Raw genomic sequence first — 21,397 nt, forward strand, 5'->3', positions numbered from 1 at the left:
AATCTAAGTTATGAGTGGGGCGCTTGAGAACAAGCAACACTACTGAAGCTATGGAGTGTTCAAGCATGGGCTCTTGATCGTTATGTTATTGTCGAAATGATGCCCCCAGTAACAGCTCAGTCCGAAAGTTGAGGTAAGCCATGTTAAGGCAGCTGATGCTCTGTTTAGGTACGGTCCTTTGGATATCGGCTAGCACCCCATTTGCGATCGCTGCCACTGATACGGACTCTGATATGAAGATTGTTGAGTCTGCTGCGTTAGGGACTAACCCAGACTTGCCGTGGTCCGAAGCTGTTCAAATTGACGGCCCGTTTGAAGGGAGTTTTATTGGAGTCTTTGATCGACACTCTTTTCATGAGCGCTTTCTCAATACTGATGTTCGGATTGAGGTGCAAAGTCTTTGGACTAAGGATTTTATTCGAGTATTATCCATCGTTCGCGATCAAGACTGCTTGAGTCAACCGTCTGGGGTCGCTGTGGGTCGTGGCTGCTCAGAATTCAGCAATGCTAGAAACATTACTCAGCTGTTTATCAAAATTGAGGATGAGGTCTTTCAGGTTTCGGGCGAGGGCAGTACCTTTGCTGTGGATGAAAACTTGGCGGCTGCCTTGCAAACAGCGCCGGATGATGATGTCAGAATTCGACTGGTCAGTGAAAGCGGCGAAATAATTGATAGCGAAATTGGTCAGGTAACCGTCATGGCTTGGGACACTGTCTATGGGGCCGGAGCGATCGCAGAGACTCCATAGCTAAGGAACGGAAACTTATTTAAGTATCAACTTTGAGCTTTGGATTCGCCGATGGCTCAATCATTCAAAACTGAAAAGTGAGAACTTAAAATTCATTCATTCCTAAGTGACATGGCATAGTTAGCTGCACCAGACACTAATATACGCAGGCAATTTAGGTGATCATTCTCACCGAGTAGCGTGACAGGTATCCTAAGCAAAAACCGATTCGTTGAAGATACTGATAGAGACTCAACTCTAGCCGAGTCATCTACAGGGAACACACAGAAACCGATGGGGACACGGGAGTCCTATCGGTTTTTTTTTTGCCGACATATTTAAGTTAACTGAAGCACCTCTGGGATGTCGGTATGATTCAAAACATAAAAATTGGTACCAATGGTGGAGTATACAGTCTTACTCATGTAGCTAGGGCAGACGGGTATAAGCAGTCTAAAGAAGGAATAGGTGATCGGTGTAGAAAGTCGAGGGAGTAGGTGACAGGGACTATAGGGGTATTGGTCGCACTTGTACATTGCTATAGATTTAGGACGGCTATGGCTGTTGCTGCATGGGATGGCCAAAGTTATTTTCGTGACCCGGTTAACGCGATCGCCCTTCGAATCGTCCGTGAAGCAGATAATGTTGCCACCCACAGACGAAAGCATCCATGTCTACAGCCGTAGCAACATCAGAATTTAGCGAGAGATATTGGGCCTCGTCAAAGAATGAGCTGGGGTTGCGGCCTTCTCGACAACCCACTGATAAGTAGTGGTCAAAGCCGTCCGCGAAGGCTCCCTCTATGACAGCAGTGGCAACATCAGGATATTGAGTGAGATAGTAATCTTCCTGAAAAAGCAATTGCTGGGGATTGCGACCTTCGGCGGCTCCGTGTTCAATGTAATGTTCAAAAGCACTAAGGATGTCTCCTTGGGCGATCGCCTCCATGACATCAGCATTTTCAGACGAGTAAACGCCTTGATTAAACAGCGCACTGGGATTCCGTTCTTCCAGGTGCCCTGACTGAACAAAATGCTCGAATCCACTTGCAAGTAAGCCGTCATCAATGGCTTGTTCAACGTCAGGATTAGCCGCTAAGTAAAAGGCTTCGTCATAAAGGCTGCTAGGGGCGCGTCCTTCTAGCCAGCCGATTTGAGTGAAGTGATCGTAGCCGGAAAGGAAATTGCCAGTCGTCAGACTGGTCAAAACATCTGGGTTGAATTGTAAATAGAAGGCTTCATCAAACAAGGTTGAAAAGTCAAGTCCACCTACCTCGAAGGCGAAGAAGGGGAGATCAAATCCTAACCACTGACTCGCCGTCCGCTGAGTCAGACCTAAGTTGAGATAGGTGTCTGGGACCACATTGGGAGCAGGGAGGTCATTTTCGGTGGTCTGAAGCTGCCAGGTGAGGATGTCAGCTTGTCGATCATCGTCACTCACGGTTGCCTGAAAGCCGAACTGCGCCTCCGACCCAACCAGTTCAAACAGGTCCAGCTCAGTTGCTAATACAGGACTATTGGGTTGTATGAGGGTATCGCTAAGAAAGACCGAGAGCTGGTCGGTGAGTCCGTCATAATCTACCCAGGCGGTGAGTGGGAGGTTGCTGTCCAAATCGAAGGGGGCGATCGCTTGATCGACGAGTGCTGGGGCTGTGTTGGGGGTGAGGATTGCGATCGTATTGTCGTCTAACAAAGAATCTGTAGAGGATGACGGACTCAAGGCAATTTCTAAGGGAGAACCGGACTGCTCCGCATCGTCAGGGTGAATCACGAAGGAGAAGCCAGGCAGAATCGCTGTTGTCGGGTCTAAGCGAAATTCAAATTGACTGTTGAATGAGAAGTCAGGTGTGACAGTTAGCGGTTGAGCAATGAGCGATCGTCCAGGTGCAGAAGCAGTTCCCGATGACAGAGATAGAATATTGTTGACGAACTGAGCACCGCCTTCGAGCACCAATTGATTGGCGGCATCAAAAGTCAGGTCTTGCAGGACAAATTCTTCAATGTTGGACAGAATTTCGGTCTGCAGTTCAGCATTCACATCGATGTTTAGGTGGGTGATTGAAGGATCATCTAAAAACTCTTCAGCGTTGATATTTTCGGACCCCTCCACAGTTTTGGCACCTTGCAAATCAAATAGCTCGAAGTCTGGACGAAAGAAATTGAAGTTGTTCGCGTTTTGATAGTAGTTAATGCCTTTCTCAACGTTATCTGGCAGCACCTCATCTTCTGGACTCTTGCCCGTCAGCGGATCATAGGAATCAATTTGCACTAGCAAATCTACGGTTTGGGGCGCTTGAGCATTAGCAATACGAATGGATGACAACCCGCCCGCGCTGTAACCGATGAGTCCCAGGGCTCCGAATTTACCCGATTGATCGATGAAAGCATTGCCTTGAGTGCTACCGATTTCGTTGAAATCAAAGATGTTGCCTTCAAACGAGTCAAACACCTGACTTGTCCAGTAATAGTCTGGGAAAGCCATTTGTAGACGGGTGTTCAGTACATCAACGCCGGATTCGTCAGACCCTAACAGTGAACCCAGTAATCCCCCACCTCCTCGAAACATCAGCAGTAAAGCCCGTTCTCCAAACATGAAGTGTTGTGTGGTGGGGCCTGGAATAAGGGTCGTAGCCGAGAGTGTTAATGGAGACATTGGCATCGTTAAATCACCATGCTAATCGTAAGCGATATGACACGATATGCTGACTCACACTGTGGCTCACTTGTCTCACTTCATCTTTCATTTTCTTAGTGATTAAAGCGGTTGTTTTTGCCGAAGTGTTAATTTTGATGGGCTAATTCAGGGGTTACTGAAAGCAATAGGGAGTTCAAGAACAATGACGCGATCGCGAAGATGGTTTATACAGGCGGGTTTGGTCACCACAGCAGGCACTGCTTTGGCGTTGAAAATCCAGCAGCAAGTTCGGGCGGAAGCCTTGATTCAAGTGAATACAACAGCCGAATTTGTTGGTGCGATTGGACCGAATCGGACGCTTGAAGTTGCGCCTGGAAGTTTAGTGCTGTCTGAACTGAGCCTGGGACGCCAGAATTCCTATGCCGTTGTTCAAGAAGCCTATGACGGATACGAACTGGTCATTTCCGGCGTCGACAACCTGACCATTGTTGGCAAAGACAACACGCTGTCACGAGTCCTCACGCGACCTCGCTATGCAGATGTCCTCAAATTTAAGAACTGTCGCAATCTCACCTTAGAGAACCTGGAACTCGCTCACACGAAGGATTTAGGTTACTGCCAAGGAGCGGTCCTGAGTTTCAGTGATTGTACAGACGTTGCGGTCAATCGCTGCGTTCTGTATGGCAGCGGCACTTATGGTATTGAAGCCGCTAGATTGATTAACCTCACCTGTCGGGAGACCATTATTCGTGACTGCACCTATGGCATGGTATGCATCAATCAAGGGCAAAACCTAGCATTTGAGAACTGTCAGCTGTTCGACAATGCTGGCTTGTCAATGATTAACCTAAATGAATGCAGTCAGGTTGCCTTCTCTAACTGTCTAGTTCATGACAATTCCAGTGACTTTTTGGACTATGCCATTCCACACTACCTGTTCTACGTGTGGGAAAGCGCTGGCATACAGATGCAAGACTGCCAAGTGTATGACAATTCCATTGCTTATTTGGCCTCGGCTGAAGGGGCGATCGCCGTTACCGATACCGTATTAGCAAACAACACCTTTGGCGGTGCTCTATACCCCGCCGAACCTGAACACCTATCACCCTTTTGTCCCGTGAGTTAAAGGGCATGTTGAAAGGTCGGCATTGCTTATCAACAAGATGATTGGCGGCAATGCACCTCTCATGCTTTGCCAAGGTACAGTATGCACCTTGGCACCAAAAACGCTTAAACCGGAGCTGCCGTAGGCTTCGGATCCTCAAATTTCAGCTTTGATCGCTTGTACGGATCAGGAATTTCCAAAGGATAATCTCCCGTAAAGCAGGCAGAACAGAAAGAATTCGGGTCTTGTTCAGTTGCCTTAAGCATGCCTTCCCAACTGAGATAAGCCAAAGAGTCAACGCCGATTTTCTTAGAAATTTCCGCCACCGACATGTTGGCAGCAATCAGCTGATCCTGATCGTCTGTATCAATGCCGAAAAAACAAGGATGTGTCACAGGAGGGGAGGAGATCCGCATGTGAACCTCTGTTGCCCCTGCCTCACGCAACGCCTTCACAATTTTGTAGCTGGTTGTGCCTCGAACAATCGAGTCATCCACAATCAGCACTCGCTTACCTTCCAACACATCTTTGAGGGGGTTCAGTTTCATGCGAATACCGACTTCCCGCATGGACTGAGTCGGTTGAATGAACGTTCGCCCAACATAGCGATTCTTAATCAAGCCCTCGGCATAAGGAATATGCGATGCCTGAGAAAATCCGATCGCCGCAGGTACGCCCGAGTCCGGCACGGCCATAATTAGATCCACATCGGCTGGTGCCTCTTGGGCTAATTCTTTCCCCAGCCGTAGACGATAGCTATACAAAGTCTCTTCGTTGACAACACTATCGGGCCGCGAGAAATAAATCATCTCAAAGACACACAGCTTGCGCTCAGCTTGGTTGTCCCATTGAATGGACGTTAATCCAGAATCAGTAATCCAAACCAGTTCGCCGGGCTGAATATCTCTGATGTAGTGAGCACCGATGATGTCAAGACCACAGGTTTCAGAAGAAAGCACATAATTGGCAGGACCATCCGGTTGATCTGGCAGATCGCCAATAACACCCAGTACTAGCGGGCGAATACCGTGAGGATCGCGGGCACCGATAATGCCAGCAGGCGTTCCAATGACGAGGCTGAAGGCTCCTTCACAGCGCTTGAAAGCCGAAATTGCTCCATTGATCCAACCATGACCTTCGTCTACGGCCTCGGCCATAGCACAGGCAATCAGCTCGGTATCAGCCGTACTGAGAAAGTTATGGCCGCTAGCATTAAGCTCTGCCTTTAATTCAGCTGCATTGACAACATTGCCGTTATGCGCCAAAGCAATTTGCCCTAGGTGAGTAGGGGCGATCGCTGGCTGGGCATTAGCTAAGTGGCTGGAACCTGTGGTGGAGTAGCGAGTATGACCTACTGCATACTGGCCCGGTAATTGACTTAATATCGAATCATCAAAAACTTGTGAGACTAACCCCATGTGCTTATACACATGAAGCTTGCCCTGATCGAAAGAAGCAATTCCGGCAGATTCTTGACCGCGATGCTGGAGGGCAAAGAGACCAAAATACGAGAGTGTTGCCACGTCTTCTTCGGGCGCATAAATCCCAAAAACGCCGCAGGCTTCTTCGGGTTTATCAGGGCGAGGAGCCTCAGCAGTGAGCGGTAGCTGGCTGGCTGCTGGAGAGGGCGATCGCAAATTCATCTTGAATGACGGCTCCGAGTAAGACTAGTATTTTCTGGAACAGCATGCAAAATTCGGGCTACTCAAAGCTCGGCTTTAAGGGTAACCTCAGTCCCCATAATAGGGGGTAAGACTTTAAAGCGACGAGGGCTGTTTTCCAAACCTTTCCTGTCGTTTAATAAATTCTTAATTAATCAAATACTATCACCTTGGGGGAAATAAGGATTCGTCCCCCTTGTGCTAGTGGCCTGGTATCACAGTCCGGCTAAATGACGATGGCAGGGTGAATCCAGCTTCGGGCTGCTCTTGATGAACGGGTTAGATCATGAGGTTCTATAAAGACACCATGGCCCAAGGGATAATCTGATCCTTAGGCCATCTGTAGCTGCTGAGTGAGAACGCTTTTGAAGAGTGCGAGTCCATCTGTGTTTCCTAATAAAGGATCAGACGCTCGTTCGGGGTGGGGCATCATGCCTAACACGTTGCCCTGTCGATTACAGAGACCGGCAATGCCGTTGAGAGAACCGTTGGGATTATCAATGTTAGTTATCTCACCCGCTGTGTTGCTGTAGCGGAAGACAATTTGTTGATTATCGTCTAAGGATTTCAAGGTGTCTCTGTCGGCGTAATAACAGCCTTCACCATGGGCAATTGGCAAGGTGATAATCTGATCGGGGGTGTAGTGGTGTGTCCACACTAAATCAGTGCGTTCAACCCGCAGAGGAACGCGATCGCACACAAAATGCAGGTCTCGATTGCGAACCAATGCTCCGGGTAATAATCCGGCTTCGGTCAAAATTTGAAAGCCATTGCAGATGCCCAAAACCAGACCCCCTCGGTTAGCGTGATCAAGGGTGGATTGCAGTGCGGGTGAAAAACGAGCGATCGCGCCACAGCGCAAATAATCACCGTAACTGAATCCCCCTGGCACAATTACAAGATCAGGGTTTTGTAAATCGCTGTCCTCATGCCAAACCATCTGGGTCGGTTGACTCAATAGATCGCGAGTGACGTAGGCGGCGTCGCGATCGCAGTTGGCTCCTGGAAACACAATGACGCTGACATTCATGAGTCTCTTTTTCCCAATGTGGTTCTCAAAGATAGTGCATGACTCTAAACAGGCACTTGTGCTGAAGTCTGGGTCTGAAGATCAAATCGATAGTTTTCAATGACAGGATTGGTTAGAAGCTGGTCGCACATTTGGTCCAATTGCTGATGTGCCTGATCCTTGCTATCAGCCGCGACGGTCAACTCAATGTATTTGCCAATGCGGACTTGATCTACCGTTTCAAACCCCATGTGGTGAAGTCCAGAGCGGACTGCTGTACCTGCCGGGTCCAGCACAGAAGGCCGTAGCGTGACGTATATTTGAGCTTGGTAGGTGGGCATGGCGATCGCGCTTTGAAAACCCTCTCATCCTACCCTATCCTGCTCTGCACTAAGCTAGGAAAAGCAGTAGTTGTATCTGTTATGGGCGAACGTAGAACTCGGAACCAAGAACGCATTCTCAAGGTGATGAAGGGACTGATGCAGCCGACGTCGGCCCAGGACCTCTATATCCAGTTACGCAACCATGAATACACCATTGGTTTGGCAACGGTGTATCGTTCCCTCGACGCACTCAAAGTGGATGGTTTGGTGCAAGTACGTACGTTGCCGAGTGGCGAGTCTCTCTATAGCCTGCCTCAGGAAGATCGTCACCACCTGACTTGTTTGCGCTGTGGTAATAGCATTTTGATTACCGAATGCCCGGTTCATGATTTAGAAGATGAGCTACAGAGTCATCACAAGTTTCGAATCTATTACCATACGCTAGAGTTTTTCGGTCTTTGCCCCAGCTGTCAGGCGAAAGAAGACGCTGCGGCTGATGCACCAAGTCTGTGATGTCGTCATCCACCGAATCTTAAGACGCAATGAGAGCCGAGATGTCGATCAAGACACCGTTCGGATCGACGAGAAGCATGCGTCGCTGCCCATAAAATTCGTCAGTGGGTGGCTGCAAGATCTTAACGTTCATAGCCTGTGCTTTAGCATGGCAGTCGTCTACATCAGGAACAACAAACGTCAGATAGATCCCTTGAGAAGACGCTTGAAAGTTCCCAACGGCAACACTGCCTAGACAACTGCAATACATTCAATTTCAACCCGTACGTCTTTGGGCAGGCGAGCGACCTCGACACAGGCTCGTGCTGGAGCGCTCTCTTCACCAAAGAACTTGGCGTATACAGCGTTCATTGCGGCAAAATCCTTCATGTCTTTGAGAAAGACGGATGTTTTGACGACGTTACTTAACGTGGCTTCCCCCGCTTCGAGGATAGCCGTGAGATTAGCGATCGCCTGCTCTGTTTGAGCACCCACGTCATCTCCACCCACTAGCTCACCTGTCTTTGGATCAAGCGGGATTTGCCCAGCCACAAACATCAGTGATCCACTGGCAACAATCGCCTGATTGTAAGGACCTACTGGGGCTGGAGCCTGCTCTGTTTGAATGATTTTACGATCCATAACCTGTCGAAATCCTTCGTAAAGCACTATCTTCAGCCCAGAGTGTATCCCATCTTAGAAAGCAAAAGATAGAAAACAAAAGACTAACTAAATTGACCATCCCTCAAGTCAGGAGACTTGTTCTATTGCGGAACGACTGTTAGAGAAGGTGTTTTGCTGGACTCACTCTGTTCGTTGTGCTCTCTGGCATCAGCCATATCCGCTATGGTGGCATCGCGCAATTGCTCTCTTAGGTGAGGCATTACGGCTAGTGCTCTAGTCCAGTCGGGGATCTGAGTTCCAGAAGCATCACTGAGATAGTCCTCTCCAGCCTGGAGAATGATTTTCTCGAAGCTTTCTAAAGTCGCTTCCTCTTGATGGCGATCGTACTCAATTCCATTAAAGCGGGCGTCAACAAAATATTGTCGCGTTAGGTTTTGAGCCTCACGACGAAATTTGACCCCTAACGCGCGGATGTGATCTTTCGAAATGATGACTTGTTCTGTCTCGGTGAGCGTTCGCAAGACTGACTTGAAAATGTCGCGACACATCTTTTGCAAACCTTGATCAGAGCCGTTTCCGATGGCTTGATGCTTGTGCTCAAAAATACCCAAATCAACTTGAGCAATTCTTTTTCGAGCGACATTTCGATAGACTTCGGCTAATAGACCGACTTCTAGGCCCCAATCAGCTGGAATGCGAGTATTAAGGGCTAGATCGCTCGTCAATGCAAATTCTCCCGATAGAGGATAGCGGTATGAATTGAGATATCGCAGGTAATCGCGATATCCAAACAATTCCATCAACGATGTAAGCAGGGGCGTCACAAATAAACGAGTGACTCGCCCATGCATTTTGCAAGGATGGCTACTGAGTCGGGCGTAATAAGCTTTGCTGAAGGCAATCCCAAACTCCCGCTCTAACAATGGAAATAGAAGTTTGAGGGGATAGGTTTTGTCGTAAGTCACAATGTCGGCGTCATGAAAAGCGATCGCCTTCGCTTCCAACGAAGCAATACCCAACCCTAACCAGACTGCTCTCCCTTTACCCCGATGCTGCATCAGATCAAGGCCCAACTCTTGTAGCTTGATGAGCAAGTTAGTAATGCGTGTACCGTTCTCCCAGAGGACGTAAGTGGGTTGTGGAAGTGGACTAAAGAACTCAACTGCTTTGCGATATTGCTCGATTGATTCGGCGTAGAGGCTAATAACAACCGTGTTGACAAAACGACAATGCACTAAATGGTTGCGAATTTGAGTGAGTGCAGGGCGTTTTAACTCGTCATATAAAGAAGGAATTAAAACGGCTGTTGGTAACGATTGACTAACCTCAGTAAGATGATTGTCTAAACGCTCAATATCACAACCCAGATCATGGATTGTTGTAATGAGATCTTGTTTGTAGTCCACAAAACCTCCCCCCTCTACACTGCATGATCATCATTAAAGCTTTTGGGAGCGAGGTCTGTTCGTCAGGCTACTGCATAGTGTGCATCACTGGGTCTCGACTAGCGCAACCATCCCTTTAAACGAGAAGCAACTTGAGGTCTACGCAACTTACGCATTGCCTTAGTCTGAATTTGGCGCACCCGCTCCCGAGAAAGATTAAACATTCCTCCAACTTCTTCTAACGTATGAGTCTCTCCTGTCGTTAAACCGTAGCGCAATGTGATGATATCTTTTTCACGTTCCGTTAAGACTTCAGAAAGAACGCTCGTGATTTCATTGCGCATCATTGATTCGCTAATTTTGGCTTCTGGAGTTTGGGTATTTCCATCTTCTAAAAGCTCCATTAGCTCAGTATCTTCGCCTTTCCCAACGCGGTGATTTAGAGACAAAGATCGACGGCGAACCTGTTGTAGACTCCGGAGCTGATCAGGAGCCATATCCAATGCTTTTGCAAGCTCTGCTTCCGTTGGGTTGCGCTGCAATTCACGACGCAATTCGCGGTGAGCCTTCTTCAGCTTATTGAGCTTTTCAACAATATGAATGGGTAAGCGAATGGTTCGAGCATCATTCGCGATCGTGCGCGTAATACCCTGCCGAATCCACCAATAAGCATAGGTCGAAAATTTATATCCTTTGTCTGGATCAAACTTCTCAGTTGCCCGATTAAGACCTAAAGCTCCCTCTTGAATCAGGTCTAAAAACGGTACGCCTCGGTTAAGATATCGCTTTGCAATTGATACGACCAGTCTCAGATTAGAGCGGATCATCCTGCGTTTTGCAGCACGTCCATGATAAAGCTTCTGCCTAAATTGAGCCTCTGTCAATTTAAAAGCATTGGCGATTTCGCTCAAAGTTGGTTTAGTTCCCTTCTCTTCGATCCAGGTTTCTTGAAGTTCTTCAATTTCTCCTAGAAATCTGACCTGACGAGCGAGTTCGATTTCTTCGGCGGGCTTGAGGAGAGGGTAACGAGCCATCTCTTTAAAGAAGGCCCCAACGGCATCGTCGGTAATTGTTTTCTGGTAGCCTGGAAGTCCAAGTTCTGCCAGGGACTCTTTGGCTGAGAACTGCACAGATACCTCACCATCATCACCCCAAGAAGTATCCTCTTTTTGAGGTTGCGGAGATGAATCAATGGACTGATCTTCAGCGGTAGAAGTTTCGAGCTCATCGTCAGCCAGGCCGATATGAGCCAAAGTTTCGGGATCAGTTTCTGTAGAAATAAAGAGGGCTTCCATAGGAATAATATGGGCGTCTAAAGACCTTGCTTTTGAGGCGTTTATACTCGAATTACATACAAAATAGCAACCCATTTTAGAAAATTAATATTTCAAAAACGGATCAACGATCGCCATGCCAAGGGATTGGGCAGCTTTGGTCCGATGTAACGTTTTTCGGGAATTGTTACCACTTGTGAAATCCTTTGCTTTTTTCTCAGGGTTATAAGGAAAACCTTAAGGATTTAGGTTGCTATGAAAGGATAGCGGTAGTTGCCCAAAAATGCTAACTTTTTTTCCTGGTGTAACCATTAAAGTGAGATGTTGATCGGAAGAAGCGGGTACTGTGAATATCAGGATTTGAGTCATGACTTTGCGGCGGTGCCGAAAGTTTATAGATATCGCAATTATGGAACTGACGCTTCAATTCGGTCTCCTCGTCTGACTGCTGGTTCTGTTTGTGAAGAGAACGAGACAGCGTTGGCGATGCTAGCTATCTAAGCAACCGTTGGATTGAATCAAGTGAGGGTGATTACGACCAAAGCAGGGAAATGGGTAGAGGCGCTTGTAGACTGTTCTGGAGCACAGGGGCTATATATATATGCATTGCCGCCGCACCTATCCATTGCGGTCGGCGATATTTTGAGCGTTCCGTTCGGCAAACAGCAGATTGGGGCGATCGCAGTTCGCCTCCTGGATGAAATCCCTCATACGCTGTCTGATAGCCAAATTCGGGCGGTGGATTCTGTTGTCAGCCAAGGCTTCTTTTCAGCAAAATACTGGTACTTGTTAGAAAAAGTTGCGGCGTATTACCAGACCCCTTTGATGCAAGTGGTCCGTACAGCTTTACCCCCTGGATTGTTAGGGCGATCGCAGCGTCGAGTTCGCTTGCTGCCCAACGTGATTCCACCGGATGCAGAGGTGTTTCTACCACCCGCCGCGCTCTGCGTTTTGGCTCAGCTGCAGCACTCTGCTGAGGGTGACTATACCTGGCAATATCTGCGTCAGAAGTGCCGAGGCGCATCACGAGGCATTCAAGCGCTGCTTCAGCGGCAGTGGGCCGAGAGCTATTTGGCGCTTCCGAAGCCGCCCAGACCGAAGCGCCGACAGGCCGTTACCATCGCTCATGTTCCTTCTCCTGGAGAACACGCCCTGACGACCCGCCAGCGAGAAGTGCTGTCGCTGTTGCAGAGGCAGGGTGGGGATATGTGGCTTCAAGAGGCGCTGCAATACTGCCGCACGACTAGCACGACGATGCGATCGCTGGCAAAAAAAGGCTATCTCTCTATCGAGGAGCGAGAAGTTCTCCGTCAACCAGCCACCTACACAGCCACATCAGATACTCCTAAAGCGTTGACGGCTGCTCAACAAACTGCGCTAGAAACCATTCAATCCCTGACAAGTTATGCTGTTTGCCTGCTGCATGGTGTGACCGGATCAGGAAAGACGGAAGTGTACCTACAGGCGATCGCCCCTCGATTACAGTCGGGGCAATCAGCCCTGGTGCTGGTGCCTGAAATTGGTTTGACTCCCCAGCTAACAGATCGATTTCAGCAACGATTTGGTGATCGTGTTTGTGTGTATCACAGCGGTCTTTCAGATGGAGAACGTTATGACGCTTGGCGTCGAATGCTTCAAGGAGAGCCATTAGTTGCCATTGGGACGCGATCGGCAGTCTTTGCCCCTTTGCCTAACTTAGGCATCATCATTCTGGACGAAGAGCATGACGGCAGCTTTAAGCAGGACCAACCGATGCCCTGCTACCATGCCCGCACCGTAGCTGAATGGCGAGCCGAATCAGAGACCTGTCCCCTGGTGCTGGGGTCTGCAACCCCTTCCCTGGAAAGTTGGGTAGCGTTGCAAGGGTCAACGTCAGAAGCGGCTCAGCCTGTCTCTGAGAAGATGGATTTAGGGGAGGTAAAGCGCGATCGCACTCCAACCTTGCACTATCTCTCTTTGCCAGAGCGAGTGCACAAACGGCCTTTACCTCCCATCACGGTGGTTGATATGCGGTTGGAACTGCAAATTGGGAACCGCTCAATCTTTAGTCGCACACTCCGATCAGCCCTCGAAGACATGAAAGCACAGGGGGAGCAGGGCATCTTATTTATTCAGCGTCGAGGTCACAGCAGTTTTGTCTCCTGCCGCGCCTGTGGGCACGTGATGATGTGTCCCCATTGCGATGTGTCCTTGTCCTATCACCGCATTCACAGTCAAGCAACCTCGCTGCTGCGGTGTCATTACTGCGGTTTCAGTCAGATTCAGCCTCCTGACTGTCCTGCCTGTGGCTCCAAATATCTGAAGCATTTTGGTAGCGGTACTCAACGAGTCGAGCAGGCGCTAGAAACAGAATTGCCGGAGCTACGCTGCTTACGGTTTGATAGCGATACAACGCGCAATAAAGGAGCGCACCGTGCCCTATTATCCCGGTTTGCCAATGGCGAAGCCGATGTGCTGGTGGGAACTCAGATGCTGACCAAGGGCATCGATCTGCCGCAGGTGACTGTTGTGGGCATCATCGCTGCTGATGGCCTCCTCTATATGGCCGATTATCGGGCCAGTGAACGGGCGTTTCAGGTGCTGACTCAAGTCGCAGGACGCTCAGGGAGGGGAGAACAACCCGGTCGCGTCATTCTTCAGACCTACAATCCGGAAAATCCTGTAGTGCAAGCGGTTAAACAGCAGGATATGTTGGGGTTTTTGGATACCGAGATTGAACAGCGCAGCACGTTGACGTATCCGCCAATCGGTCGCTTAATACTCCTGCGAGTTACCAGTCCCAACCCCCAGTTAGCGGAGGAAACTGCCCACGATATCGCCGCTCATGTGGCTCCTCGATTATCTGATGACTGGTCTCTGTTGGGACCTGCACCCGCACCTGTGCTACGGGTGGCCCGGCGCTATCGCTGGCATGTATTGCTGCGGGGGGTGATCTCGGCTCCCATCCCTGACCTCACTGATCTACCGAAGCAGTGCCCTAATCAAGTCAGTCTGACAATCGATGTCGATCCTCTGAACCTGATGTGATTGTCCTTACCTGACCAATGCAAACCTAGGCGGGTAGGTGACATATCGCCTACCCGCCTACCTATCTATGAAACGATTCACTTAGCAATGGAATACAAGAAGTATTGAAGCAACTGAATCTGATACTATGCCAGACAAATCAGAGCTGATCAGAGTGTATAAGTATTGGGTAACTACACTCCGGATACAGTAGCTCAACATTCTGCTGAATTTGGTTGACATAGTTTAGGCCAGGTACGTCCATCACCTCCATGATCTCTTTCATTTGCGAAGCCATTTCTTGATCACACCGGTTTCCCGAAGTTTCTAGCTGCTGTATGGCCTCTAACGCGGTTCCTTCGTCCCAATTCACTGCCGCACGATGTAATTTATCTACAGGATCTTCCTGGAATACAGAGAATACTGACGCAAAAGATGGTTCAAACATGAAGACAAAACCTAGCGTCAGTAGAGATATCGCTATAAGGTTTATAAACCTTTTGCTTGAGTGATCCACTTCTAACTCAAGCCCACCCACTCTAGCATTGCTCAAAGCACTATACATCAGAAGGAAAATGCTTATGGCAATGCAGACACTAGCCGCTGGTTTCAGAGAGAGAAGATTAATGATTTGGTTCATGACTTTAGCAAAAGCTCAGAAGGGTGTTGACTTTTCGAGAAATCAAATATTCACTTTGCCGAGTTCGTCAGGTTTGACAAACAAAATCTGTGGATTCACACGGAATGACCTACTGTTGAAGTCTGCATTAGAATCCTTTCCCCTTGTCCACTTGGCAAAATTAAAAACCTCAAGCAGTACTTCATTAGCTCTGGTAGAAGGTAATGAAATTTCTGCCGATGCCTATTGTCTTGAAGGTTCTGCCCGGAAGTTCAGTGGTGTATAAGCTGAACACGCCAAAATTTTTGCGATCGGTTGCAGTGTTGATCACGAGTTTGACGGCACCCCGTCCTACTGCATCTACACTGCCGACAAAAGACTTACATAAATCTCCAGTGGGCAATTTCAAAATTGAACCCAACTCAATGTCGTCTTTCAGTTCACTACAGTCTTGTTTTAACTCTTTGTGCAATCGTTCAGAGGCATAGTTGACGTAGGCGGGTTTGCCCGGATTGGTTGCTGCCATGATTAAAATCACGGCGACTAATCCACCCGAAGCGGCGAATACAGATTTGCGTTGGGTAAACGGAATCGGTTTGTCAGTAACGTCCTCAGTGCTGGCAGTCATTGAAGTTTCCTGAATTGAAGGTAATTGTTCCGTGCCAATATTGGCTACAGCCGTGGAAAAGTAGTTTTCGCAAAGCTGTGATTCAATGATCGAAAGTAAACTTGCCTGCGACTCGTTTTGAGAAAAAAAGTTCCCTCTTCTCTAAAATGGCTGATGGGCGATCACAATTCAATTCAGAAAACTCGGGAAAAAAGTACAGGAAATTTCAGGAGATAGGCTTCTCCATATTGGCTTACCCAAAATTGGACACAAAAAAGGCTCCGGGTAACCCGGAGCCTCTTGTTGAGAATCTAGCTAAACAGAAAAGACTGCTTAGAAGCTGAAGGTAGCTCGTAGAGCACCGTAGAAGTTCTCATCATCATCACCATCACCGAGGTCACCGTAGATGACAGCAGGAGTCAGGGTCAGATACTGGTTGACGGGAATTGCGAGGTATCCCTCAATCATGTAGGGATCATCGTCGTAGTCAGCCAGGTCAGCGTAGTAAACACCGAACTCAGAACCTTCGAACAAGAGATCATCGAAGCCACCACCAAACTGGAAGGAGGTGTCATCGTCATCGCCATTGTCGTGGAATGCGAAGTAACCTGCCAAGAAGAAGTTACCGAAGTCAAGGTTCAACAGACCCATGAAGGTATCGGTGAAGTCGTTGTCGCCACCATCGTTACCGTGCAGGTAGGCAACTGCTGCGTCAATCAAACCATCACTCAAGAAGCTACCTTGAACAATGTAGGACTGGCTGTTGGCACCGAAAATACCGCCATCGTCAGTATCATTGGTACCGCTGTTACCTTGATCGCCCGAGTAACCCGCATCAATGACGAAGTTGTCGCCGAGGCCGATGCTACCACCGACAGCGAAACCGCCGCCACCCATGTCGAAGTCGTATCCAACAGGACCACCGGGGTCAGCAACACTAGGACCGTCGAAAGGAACGATAGTGCTGGTTACGAAGTCGTCAGTAGCAATGCTGTTGGCCGCAATGATGAAGTCAAGGTTATCGCCAACACCAAAGCTGTAGTAGAGGTCATCGATATCAACATTGAAGCCTGAGACCGTTTGTCCACCAGTGTCAGTTGAAGCATCACTTGTTGAATTTGCTAATCCACCCGCTGCACCTAGAGCACCAAAATCATCGTCGCCAGACTGTAGACGAACACGCAAGCGATCTTCGCCAGTGAAGCTAGCGTCGAAGTTCAAGCGGGCACGAGCGTTGAAGGTGGTAACATCATCATCTTCGTCGTTCAGTTCACCGAACGGAACAACCAAGTTACCGTCAACTTGACCACGCAACTTAGTCGTGGTGGAGAACTGCTGAGCGCGAAGCTCTTCAGTCTCAGCTTCCAGTGCGTCTACGCGACCGCGTAGTGTTGCTAACTCAGCTGCAAATTCTTCCTGAAGACGCTGAATGGTTTCCAAACCTTCAAGGTCAACACCACCATCAGCTAGCAAGAAACGGATGGAATCCAAACACTTGTTCAAACCAGCTGCAAACTCATAGCGAGTCATGAACTGGTTACCACGATAAGTGTTGGTACCGAAGTCACCCTCGATACAAGCATAATCTTCAACCAAGCTCTCCAGAGCTGCAAAAGCCCAGTCAGTCGGAGAAACGTCGATCAGTTCGTCGATGGTGCTAACCTGAGCTAGCTCGACGGACTCTTGGCTGTTCTCTAGAGCGTCAACGCCAGTTGCTTCAGCAGCAACTGCGGATCCTGCAAAACCCATGCCGAGGACGGCGGGGCTTGCCAAAAGCACTTTCCACAATTTATTGGACATTACCCTATACTCTCCTCACACCTTGAGGTAAAGGTTAAAAACGCTTAGGCATTTACCTAAATCAATGCGACTCATGAAACGAAGACAATATCTGCTTCACATCTTAGTCACATGGAACTGATACTATCAGATCTCTTCAAGGCCGACTAGCCCATAGACCTTAAAAAAATCTGGCACATACCTCACGTCATCCACAATCAATATTGCTTAAGGGTTTCTAACAGCTAACGGTGTGCTGCTGTTTCGCGTGTGTACAGCTGCTGCCAGTTCCGTTGAGGACATGGCAGTCATAGGGCTTTCGCACTAGGACGTTTGAAGGGCACACAATCGCTTCAGTTAATTCAATCAACTCAGTTGGTCTATTTGGGTCGCCAAGTCAAAGTCTTTCTGTGTTAAGCCACCAGCATCATGGGTCGTCAAACAGATGGTGACCTTGTTGTAGGAGATGGTGAGGTCTGGATGATGTCCAGCAGCTTCTGCTGGCTCAACTAATGTATTGACAAACGCGATCGCGCTTGGAAAACCATCGAACGTTTTGGTCGTTTCAATCGTTTTCCCGTTGAGGGACCACCCGTCGAGCTCAGCGATCTGGTTTTGGATCTCGGCATCGTTTAACAGTGTCGCCATGATGCACTTCCTGATGAGATTGATTGAACTGCCTAGACCATAACATCGCCTTTAAAAAACTATCCGCCCCTACTCGTGGAAGGAAAGTCCTTCAAAAGTAGGGGCGGTGTAGCGGGTCTCAGGCTGAAACCAGACTGCCGGGAGGAACTCCAGAATCCAGTTTCAATCAGTCAGGCAATCTGCAAAGAGATTGACACTGGTTCTCTAAAGAACAGCCCCGGCGCACAGCCGGCTTACTTCAACCTGGAGACCCACGCGTTTACTACTATCTTGCATGGGCATCACCTCCTTATCCCTGAACGGTTTTTATTTCAGGTGGTCATCGTGCAATTTTCTGCACTGAGCTAAAACTAACATAGATTTCTCTGACTGTGCAGGAATCTGTTCTTTGCTTTGAAATTCTATTGTTTACGCGGGTATTGCCAGCAGATTCTAGGGCGCGAGTAGATTGTGTTGCTCAGGAACCTGCACAAACCTTACGCTAAGAGCCATTGCAAGTTGCAAAGCAACCTGTCAACAGCATTCGGGTGCTAGCACATAGCCAGATGGCTTGTCTCTTGTCCTGAATGGATCTGGCGACAGCTATAGAACCCAACAGAACCCAACATAGATTCAACGAGCGAAGAGGAAAGTGTTCGTGCTACCGCCCAATATTGTTCTCGATGACTTAATAGTGAATTGGTTGCAAGAAGACATTGGTCGGGGCGACCAGACCACGATGGGACTAGGCGCGATCGCGCAGCACTCTCGAAAAGCAGTTTGGCTGACTAAGGCAGGTGGTATTGTTGCTGGCCTTCCGGTTGCTCAAAGGGTTTTTACTCTGTTAGACAATACGGCACAGCTTGTCCCACTAGTCACAGACGGTACCTTTTGTGAACCCGGAACTGCGATCGCGGAGATCAAGGGGCCGCTCGCAGCTTTATTGATGGGAGAACGAGTTGCACTAAACCTGACGATGCGACTGAGCGGTATTGCAACGCTGACGCGACAGTATGTAGACACGATTGCTGACATGCCTGCTCAGCTCGTCGATACTCGCAAAACCACTCCAGGGCTGCGTAGTCTAGAGAAGTATGCCACTCGCATCGGAGGGGCCATTAATCATCGTTTCGGCTTAGACGATGGAGTCATGATTAAAGACAACCACATTGCAGCAGCCGGCAGCATTCAGGCGGCAGTTAACCAAATTCGCCAGCATATTCCCTATCCGTTGACCATTGAAGTTGAGGCAGAAAGCTTAGAAATGGTTGAGGCAGCCCTAGCGGCTCAGGTTGACATCATCATGCTCGACAATATGTTGCCAACTCAGATGCGACAAGCCATTAGTCGTATTCGCCAGACCTATGCCCACATCAAAATAGAAGCCTCAGGTAATATCACACTCGATACCTTGCGAGGGGTTGCTGAGACTGGCGTTGACTACATCTCAACCAGTGCGCCCATCACGCGATCGCCCTGGCTTGACCTCAGTATGCGAATAGTTTGAAGTGCTGACGGCTATTCAACTAGCGGCTTCAGCATCCAGCGCATATTCCTTCAAAAGGTCTACAGAAACGACTTTTAGAGCTGCCTCATGGGTGGCTTCCAAAGCCACTTTAGGAGCAACGCCATCGTCATAGGCCTCTTTCCAACGCGAAGCACATAGGCACCAGCGATCGCCGGGTTTGAGTCCGGGAAAGTTATACGCCGGCATCGGTGTACTTAAATCATTGCCTTGAGCACGGGTGTAGGTAAGGAATGCCTCCGTCATCTCGGCACAGACAACATGCACTCCAAAGTCCCCGGCTCCTGTATGACAACAGCCATCTCGATAAAACCCCGTCATCGGAGATGTTGAACAAGTTGCCAATGGGCCACCGAGAACGTTCTTTGCATCCGACATAGCACCTCCTCATGCAGTACGGTTATACGCAAGTCATTGTGACAGCTATTTAAAGGAGCTGCTCTGTCACGGTCGTGAATGAGCTTGATGACATGACGATGATCTTTGTGAAAATTACATCTATCAGTATTCTGTTGGCCGTCTCCCGTCTTAGCTCCCTCACTCTGTCCTCAATCTTCCCTCTTAGTCAGCTCTCTCTCTTGACTATCTTTTGATATGCTAGATGTTCAGTCTGGCGGCATAGCCAAGTGGTAAGGCAGAGGTCTGCAAAACCTCCATTCCCCAGTTCGAATCTGGGTGCCGCCTTTTAAGTCAGGTCTTGAATTCAGCTCCTGGAAACCTTTTCCAACGGCGAGTGCAGCACTCAGGTGTTTCGCTCGCCGTTCTCAGTTTGGACATTTTTAGCCAAGTTTGGGGTAAGGATTGGGGTAAATTTGGGGTAAAAATTCGTGTGACTTAGTGGCACTTTTTGAAAATGGGTATTACTTTTAAGGCGAGCGTACTACTTCATGAGGACTCATCATGTACGCCAAAGGAAAAAACAAGGCTGCTAAAGGTACGGTTCAAATCAAGAACTCGAACGATCGTTTGCAACTCGTTTTCTCGCATCCCATCGTGACTGAGAGTGGCACCATTAAGAGCAAGCGCTTCTACCTTTCGACTGGACAGGAAGACACGCCGTTTGGTCGTCAACGAGCAGCTGCCCTGGCTGCCATGATTTAACGGGATATTGATTACGGGGAGTTCGACGCTAGTTTACAGAAGTACAAACCGGCTTCCTCCCTATCGACAGTGAATGCGATTCCGACATCACCGACGGTTTCAGAAGGGCCGCCTCAGCCAGATTTGGGAGACCTGTGGTCGCAATACATGCGGTACAAGGAACCCCAGGCGAGCCGGTCAACCTATGCGAAGGACTATCAGCGCTATCGCAATCACATTGCAAATTTGCCTTCTCGCGATTTAGAGGATGCCGTTGCGATGCGGGATTACTTGCTGAAAAAGGTCACGCCCAATACGGCTAAGCGAGTGTTGACCAACATCACGGCTTGCTGCGATTGGGCCGTGCGGAGTCAACTGATTGAGAATAATCCTTTTGTGGGCATGGCTCGGGACATTCAAATGCCAAAGTCAGATGCCGAGGAAGCTGACATTAATCCCTTCACGCGAGAAGAGCGAGACGCCATTATTCAGGCCTTTCAGGAAAGCAAGCTGTACAGCTACTATGCCCCATTGGTGCAGTTCCTCTTTTTCACAGGGTGCCGACCGTCAGAGGCGATCGCCCTGCAATGGAAACACATCCGCGATCGCTTCATCCTATTTGAGCAAGCCATCACTATCAGCACCAAAGGCTTAGCCCTCAAAAATGGCCTTAAAACCCAACCGCAGCGACGCTTTCCGCTGAATCGCCAGTGAAGGACATGCTCAATGCTATTCGGCCCCCAGAAGGGAGCACGTCATCCACTGGGGGATGAAAAATAATCAAGTTGATGGTTGAGATAAAGGGATCTCAATTTGAGCATTTGTGGCAAAGACGCTTCATTCCATTGAGCCCCCGTCACCTGCAATCTGGCATCGATTTGTTTGACCCAAGATTCGACCGGACCAGAGCCAATCGGGA

Annotated in this window: 20 protein-coding genes, 1 tRNA gene and 1 pseudogene; 8 read left to right on the forward strand and 14 right to left on the reverse strand. The window is 48.8% G+C overall.

The features are described from left to right. Positions 1 to 140 precede the first annotated feature (140 nt). Positions 141 to 749 (forward strand): hypothetical protein, encoded by a 609-nt coding sequence (locus PN498_RS16680; protein WP_272064083.1) that lies wholly within the window; start codon positions 141 to 143, stop codon positions 747 to 749. A gap of 582 nt (positions 750 to 1,331) precedes the next feature. On the opposite strand, the gene PN498_RS16685 is transcribed toward PN498_RS16680, so the two are convergent. Then, positions 1,332 to 3,386: a hypothetical protein gene (locus tag PN498_RS16685; protein ID WP_272064084.1), complete on the reverse strand. Its 2,055-nt coding sequence runs from the start codon at positions 3,384 to 3,386 to the stop codon at positions 1,332 to 1,334. A 178-nt stretch (positions 3,387 to 3,564) separates the two neighbouring features. On the opposite strand from PN498_RS16685, the gene PN498_RS16690 reads away from it, so the two are divergent. Continuing rightward, positions 3,565 to 4,488 carry a right-handed parallel beta-helix repeat-containing protein gene (locus PN498_RS16690; RefSeq protein ID WP_272064085.1) on the forward strand — a complete coding sequence of 308 codons (924 nt, stop codon included), beginning with the start codon at positions 3,565 to 3,567 and terminating at the stop codon, positions 4,486 to 4,488. Positions 4,489 to 4,592: 104 nt separating this feature from the next. Here PN498_RS16690 and purF read toward each other — a convergent pair whose 3' ends face one another. From purF to purS, 3 genes are all read right to left on the reverse strand, one after another. Then, positions 4,593 to 6,110, reverse strand: coding sequence for an amidophosphoribosyltransferase (gene purF / locus PN498_RS16695; protein ID WP_272064086.1), 1,518 nt, complete (start codon positions 6,108 to 6,110; stop codon positions 4,593 to 4,595). Positions 6,111 to 6,459: 349 nt separating this feature from the next. Next, a complete protein-coding gene (purQ, locus tag PN498_RS16700; protein ID WP_272064087.1) occupies positions 6,460 to 7,158 on the reverse strand; it encodes a phosphoribosylformylglycinamidine synthase subunit PurQ in 699 nt (232 codons plus the stop codon). A gap of 44 nt (positions 7,159 to 7,202) precedes the next feature. Beyond that, complete coding sequence (gene purS, locus PN498_RS16705) at positions 7,203 to 7,478, reverse strand: phosphoribosylformylglycinamidine synthase subunit PurS (RefSeq protein WP_272064088.1); 276 nt, start codon at positions 7,476 to 7,478, stop codon at positions 7,203 to 7,205. 81 nt (positions 7,479 to 7,559) lie between these two features. Between purS and PN498_RS16710 the strand changes: the two genes are divergently transcribed. Then, on the forward strand, positions 7,560 to 7,973 hold the full coding sequence (locus tag PN498_RS16710) for a Fur family transcriptional regulator (protein WP_272064089.1): 414 nt from the start codon (positions 7,560 to 7,562) through the stop codon (positions 7,971 to 7,973). A 19-nt stretch (positions 7,974 to 7,992) separates the two neighbouring features. On the opposite strand, the gene PN498_RS16715 is transcribed toward PN498_RS16710, so the two are convergent. The 4 genes from PN498_RS16715 to PN498_RS16730 form a co-directional block, all read right to left on the reverse strand. Continuing rightward, entirely contained in the window at positions 7,993 to 8,223 is a 231-nt protein-coding gene (locus tag PN498_RS16715) for a VOC family protein (RefSeq protein WP_272064090.1), read from the reverse strand. Beyond that, a complete protein-coding gene (locus PN498_RS16720; protein ID WP_272064091.1) occupies positions 8,205 to 8,594 on the reverse strand; it encodes a RidA family protein in 390 nt (129 codons plus the stop codon). The genes PN498_RS16715 and PN498_RS16720 overlap by 19 nt, the downstream gene beginning before the upstream one ends. Before the next feature lie 122 nt (positions 8,595 to 8,716). Then, positions 8,717 to 9,982, reverse strand: a complete 1,266-nt coding sequence (locus PN498_RS16725) for a glucosyl-3-phosphoglycerate synthase (protein WP_272064092.1) — start codon at positions 9,980 to 9,982, stop codon at positions 8,717 to 8,719. A 98-nt stretch (positions 9,983 to 10,080) separates the two neighbouring features. After that, a complete protein-coding gene (locus PN498_RS16730; RefSeq protein WP_272064093.1) occupies positions 10,081 to 11,331 on the reverse strand; it encodes an RpoD/SigA family RNA polymerase sigma factor in 1,251 nt (416 codons plus the stop codon). Between the two features lie 432 nt (positions 11,332 to 11,763). Here PN498_RS16730 and priA point away from each other — a divergent pair, with 432 nt between their 5' ends. Next, complete coding sequence (gene priA / locus PN498_RS16735; RefSeq protein ID WP_272064094.1) at positions 11,764 to 14,262, forward strand: primosomal protein N'; 2,499 nt, start codon at positions 11,764 to 11,766, stop codon at positions 14,260 to 14,262. A gap of 139 nt (positions 14,263 to 14,401) precedes the next feature. On the opposite strand, the gene PN498_RS16740 is transcribed toward priA, so the two are convergent. The 4 genes from PN498_RS16740 to PN498_RS16755 all read right to left on the reverse strand — a co-directional run bounded on the left by PN498_RS16740 (position 14,402) and on the right by PN498_RS16755 (position 17,894). Further along, complete coding sequence (locus PN498_RS16740) at positions 14,402 to 14,881, reverse strand: hypothetical protein (protein ID WP_272064095.1); 480 nt, start codon at positions 14,879 to 14,881, stop codon at positions 14,402 to 14,404. A 184-nt stretch (positions 14,882 to 15,065) separates the two neighbouring features. Then, positions 15,066 to 15,488, reverse strand: a complete 423-nt coding sequence (locus PN498_RS16745; RefSeq protein ID WP_272064096.1) for a DUF4359 domain-containing protein — start codon at positions 15,486 to 15,488, stop codon at positions 15,066 to 15,068. Between the two features lie 312 nt (positions 15,489 to 15,800). Continuing rightward, on the reverse strand, positions 15,801 to 17,267 hold the full coding sequence (locus PN498_RS16750) for an iron uptake porin (RefSeq protein ID WP_272064098.1): 1,467 nt from the start codon (positions 17,265 to 17,267) through the stop codon (positions 15,801 to 15,803). Between the two features lie 345 nt (positions 17,268 to 17,612). After that, positions 17,613 to 17,894, reverse strand: a complete 282-nt coding sequence (locus PN498_RS16755; protein WP_272064100.1) for a 4a-hydroxytetrahydrobiopterin dehydratase — start codon at positions 17,892 to 17,894, stop codon at positions 17,613 to 17,615. A 637-nt stretch (positions 17,895 to 18,531) separates the two neighbouring features. Between PN498_RS16755 and nadC the strand changes: the two genes are divergently transcribed. Then, positions 18,532 to 19,380: a carboxylating nicotinate-nucleotide diphosphorylase gene (gene nadC / locus PN498_RS16760; protein ID WP_272064102.1), complete on the forward strand. Its 849-nt coding sequence runs from the start codon at positions 18,532 to 18,534 to the stop codon at positions 19,378 to 19,380. Between the two features lie 15 nt (positions 19,381 to 19,395). On the opposite strand, the gene PN498_RS16765 is transcribed toward nadC, so the two are convergent. Further along, complete coding sequence (locus PN498_RS16765) at positions 19,396 to 19,776, reverse strand: DUF2237 family protein (RefSeq protein WP_272064104.1); 381 nt, start codon at positions 19,774 to 19,776, stop codon at positions 19,396 to 19,398. A gap of 234 nt (positions 19,777 to 20,010) precedes the next feature. Between PN498_RS16765 and PN498_RS16770 the strand changes: the two genes are divergently transcribed. The 3 genes from PN498_RS16770 to PN498_RS16780 all read left to right on the forward strand — a co-directional run bounded on the left by PN498_RS16770 (position 20,011) and on the right by PN498_RS16780 (position 21,192). Continuing rightward, a tRNA-Cys gene (locus PN498_RS16770) sits at positions 20,011 to 20,082 on the forward strand. Positions 20,083 to 20,298: 216 nt separating this feature from the next. Then, positions 20,299 to 20,499, forward strand: a complete 201-nt coding sequence (locus PN498_RS16775; RefSeq protein WP_272064106.1) for a hypothetical protein — start codon at positions 20,299 to 20,301, stop codon at positions 20,497 to 20,499. Between the two features lie 69 nt (positions 20,500 to 20,568). Then, positions 20,569 to 21,192, forward strand: coding sequence for a tyrosine-type recombinase/integrase (locus tag PN498_RS16780; RefSeq protein WP_272064107.1), 624 nt, complete (start codon positions 20,569 to 20,571; stop codon positions 21,190 to 21,192). 41 nt (positions 21,193 to 21,233) lie between these two features. On the opposite strand, the pseudogene PN498_RS16785 reads toward PN498_RS16780, so the two are convergent. After that, positions 21,234 to 21,397 (reverse strand): annotated as a pseudogene (locus PN498_RS16785) (ISKra4-like element ISLesp1 family transposase); the annotation flags it as partial.

This window comes from Oscillatoria sp. CS-180 (assembly GCF_028330965.1).
Taxonomy (GTDB): domain Bacteria; phylum Cyanobacteriota; class Cyanobacteriia; order Phormidesmidales; family Phormidesmidaceae; genus Halomicronema.

Coding starts and splice junctions, on each gene's coding strand:
- PN498_RS16750 (WP_272064098.1), bottom strand. CDS start 17,267: ATGTCCAATAAATTGTGGAAAGTGCTTTTGGCAAGCCCCGCCGTCCTC.
- PN498_RS16720 (WP_272064091.1), bottom strand. CDS start 8,594: ATGGATCGTAAAATCATTCAAACAGAGCAGGCTCCAGCCCCAGTAGGT.
- PN498_RS16730 (WP_272064093.1), bottom strand. CDS start 11,331: ATGGGTTGCTATTTTGTATGTAATTCGAGTATAAACGCCTCAAAAGCA.
- purS (WP_272064088.1), bottom strand. CDS start 7,478: ATGCCCACCTACCAAGCTCAAATATACGTCACGCTACGGCCTTCTGTG.
- PN498_RS16685 (WP_272064084.1), bottom strand. CDS start 3,386: ATGCCAATGTCTCCATTAACACTCTCGGCTACGACCCTTATTCCAGGC.
- PN498_RS16775 (WP_272064106.1), top strand. CDS start 20,299: ATGTACGCCAAAGGAAAAAACAAGGCTGCTAAAGGTACGGTTCAAATC.
- purQ (WP_272064087.1), bottom strand. CDS start 7,158: ATGAATGTCAGCGTCATTGTGTTTCCAGGAGCCAACTGCGATCGCGAC.
- PN498_RS16765 (WP_272064104.1), bottom strand. CDS start 19,776: ATGTCGGATGCAAAGAACGTTCTCGGTGGCCCATTGGCAACTTGTTCA.
- PN498_RS16690 (WP_272064085.1), top strand. CDS start 3,565: ATGACGCGATCGCGAAGATGGTTTATACAGGCGGGTTTGGTCACCACA.
- PN498_RS16710 (WP_272064089.1), top strand. CDS start 7,560: ATGGGCGAACGTAGAACTCGGAACCAAGAACGCATTCTCAAGGTGATG.
- PN498_RS16745 (WP_272064096.1), bottom strand. CDS start 15,488: ATGACTGCCAGCACTGAGGACGTTACTGACAAACCGATTCCGTTTACC.
- purF (WP_272064086.1), bottom strand. CDS start 6,110: ATGAATTTGCGATCGCCCTCTCCAGCAGCCAGCCAGCTACCGCTCACT.
- PN498_RS16755 (WP_272064100.1), bottom strand. CDS start 17,894: ATGGCGACACTGTTAAACGATGCCGAGATCCAAAACCAGATCGCTGAG.
- PN498_RS16740 (WP_272064095.1), bottom strand. CDS start 14,881: ATGAACCAAATCATTAATCTTCTCTCTCTGAAACCAGCGGCTAGTGTC.
- PN498_RS16715 (WP_272064090.1), bottom strand. CDS start 8,223: ATGTATTGCAGTTGTCTAGGCAGTGTTGCCGTTGGGAACTTTCAAGCG.
- PN498_RS16680 (WP_272064083.1), top strand. CDS start 141: ATGTTAAGGCAGCTGATGCTCTGTTTAGGTACGGTCCTTTGGATATCG.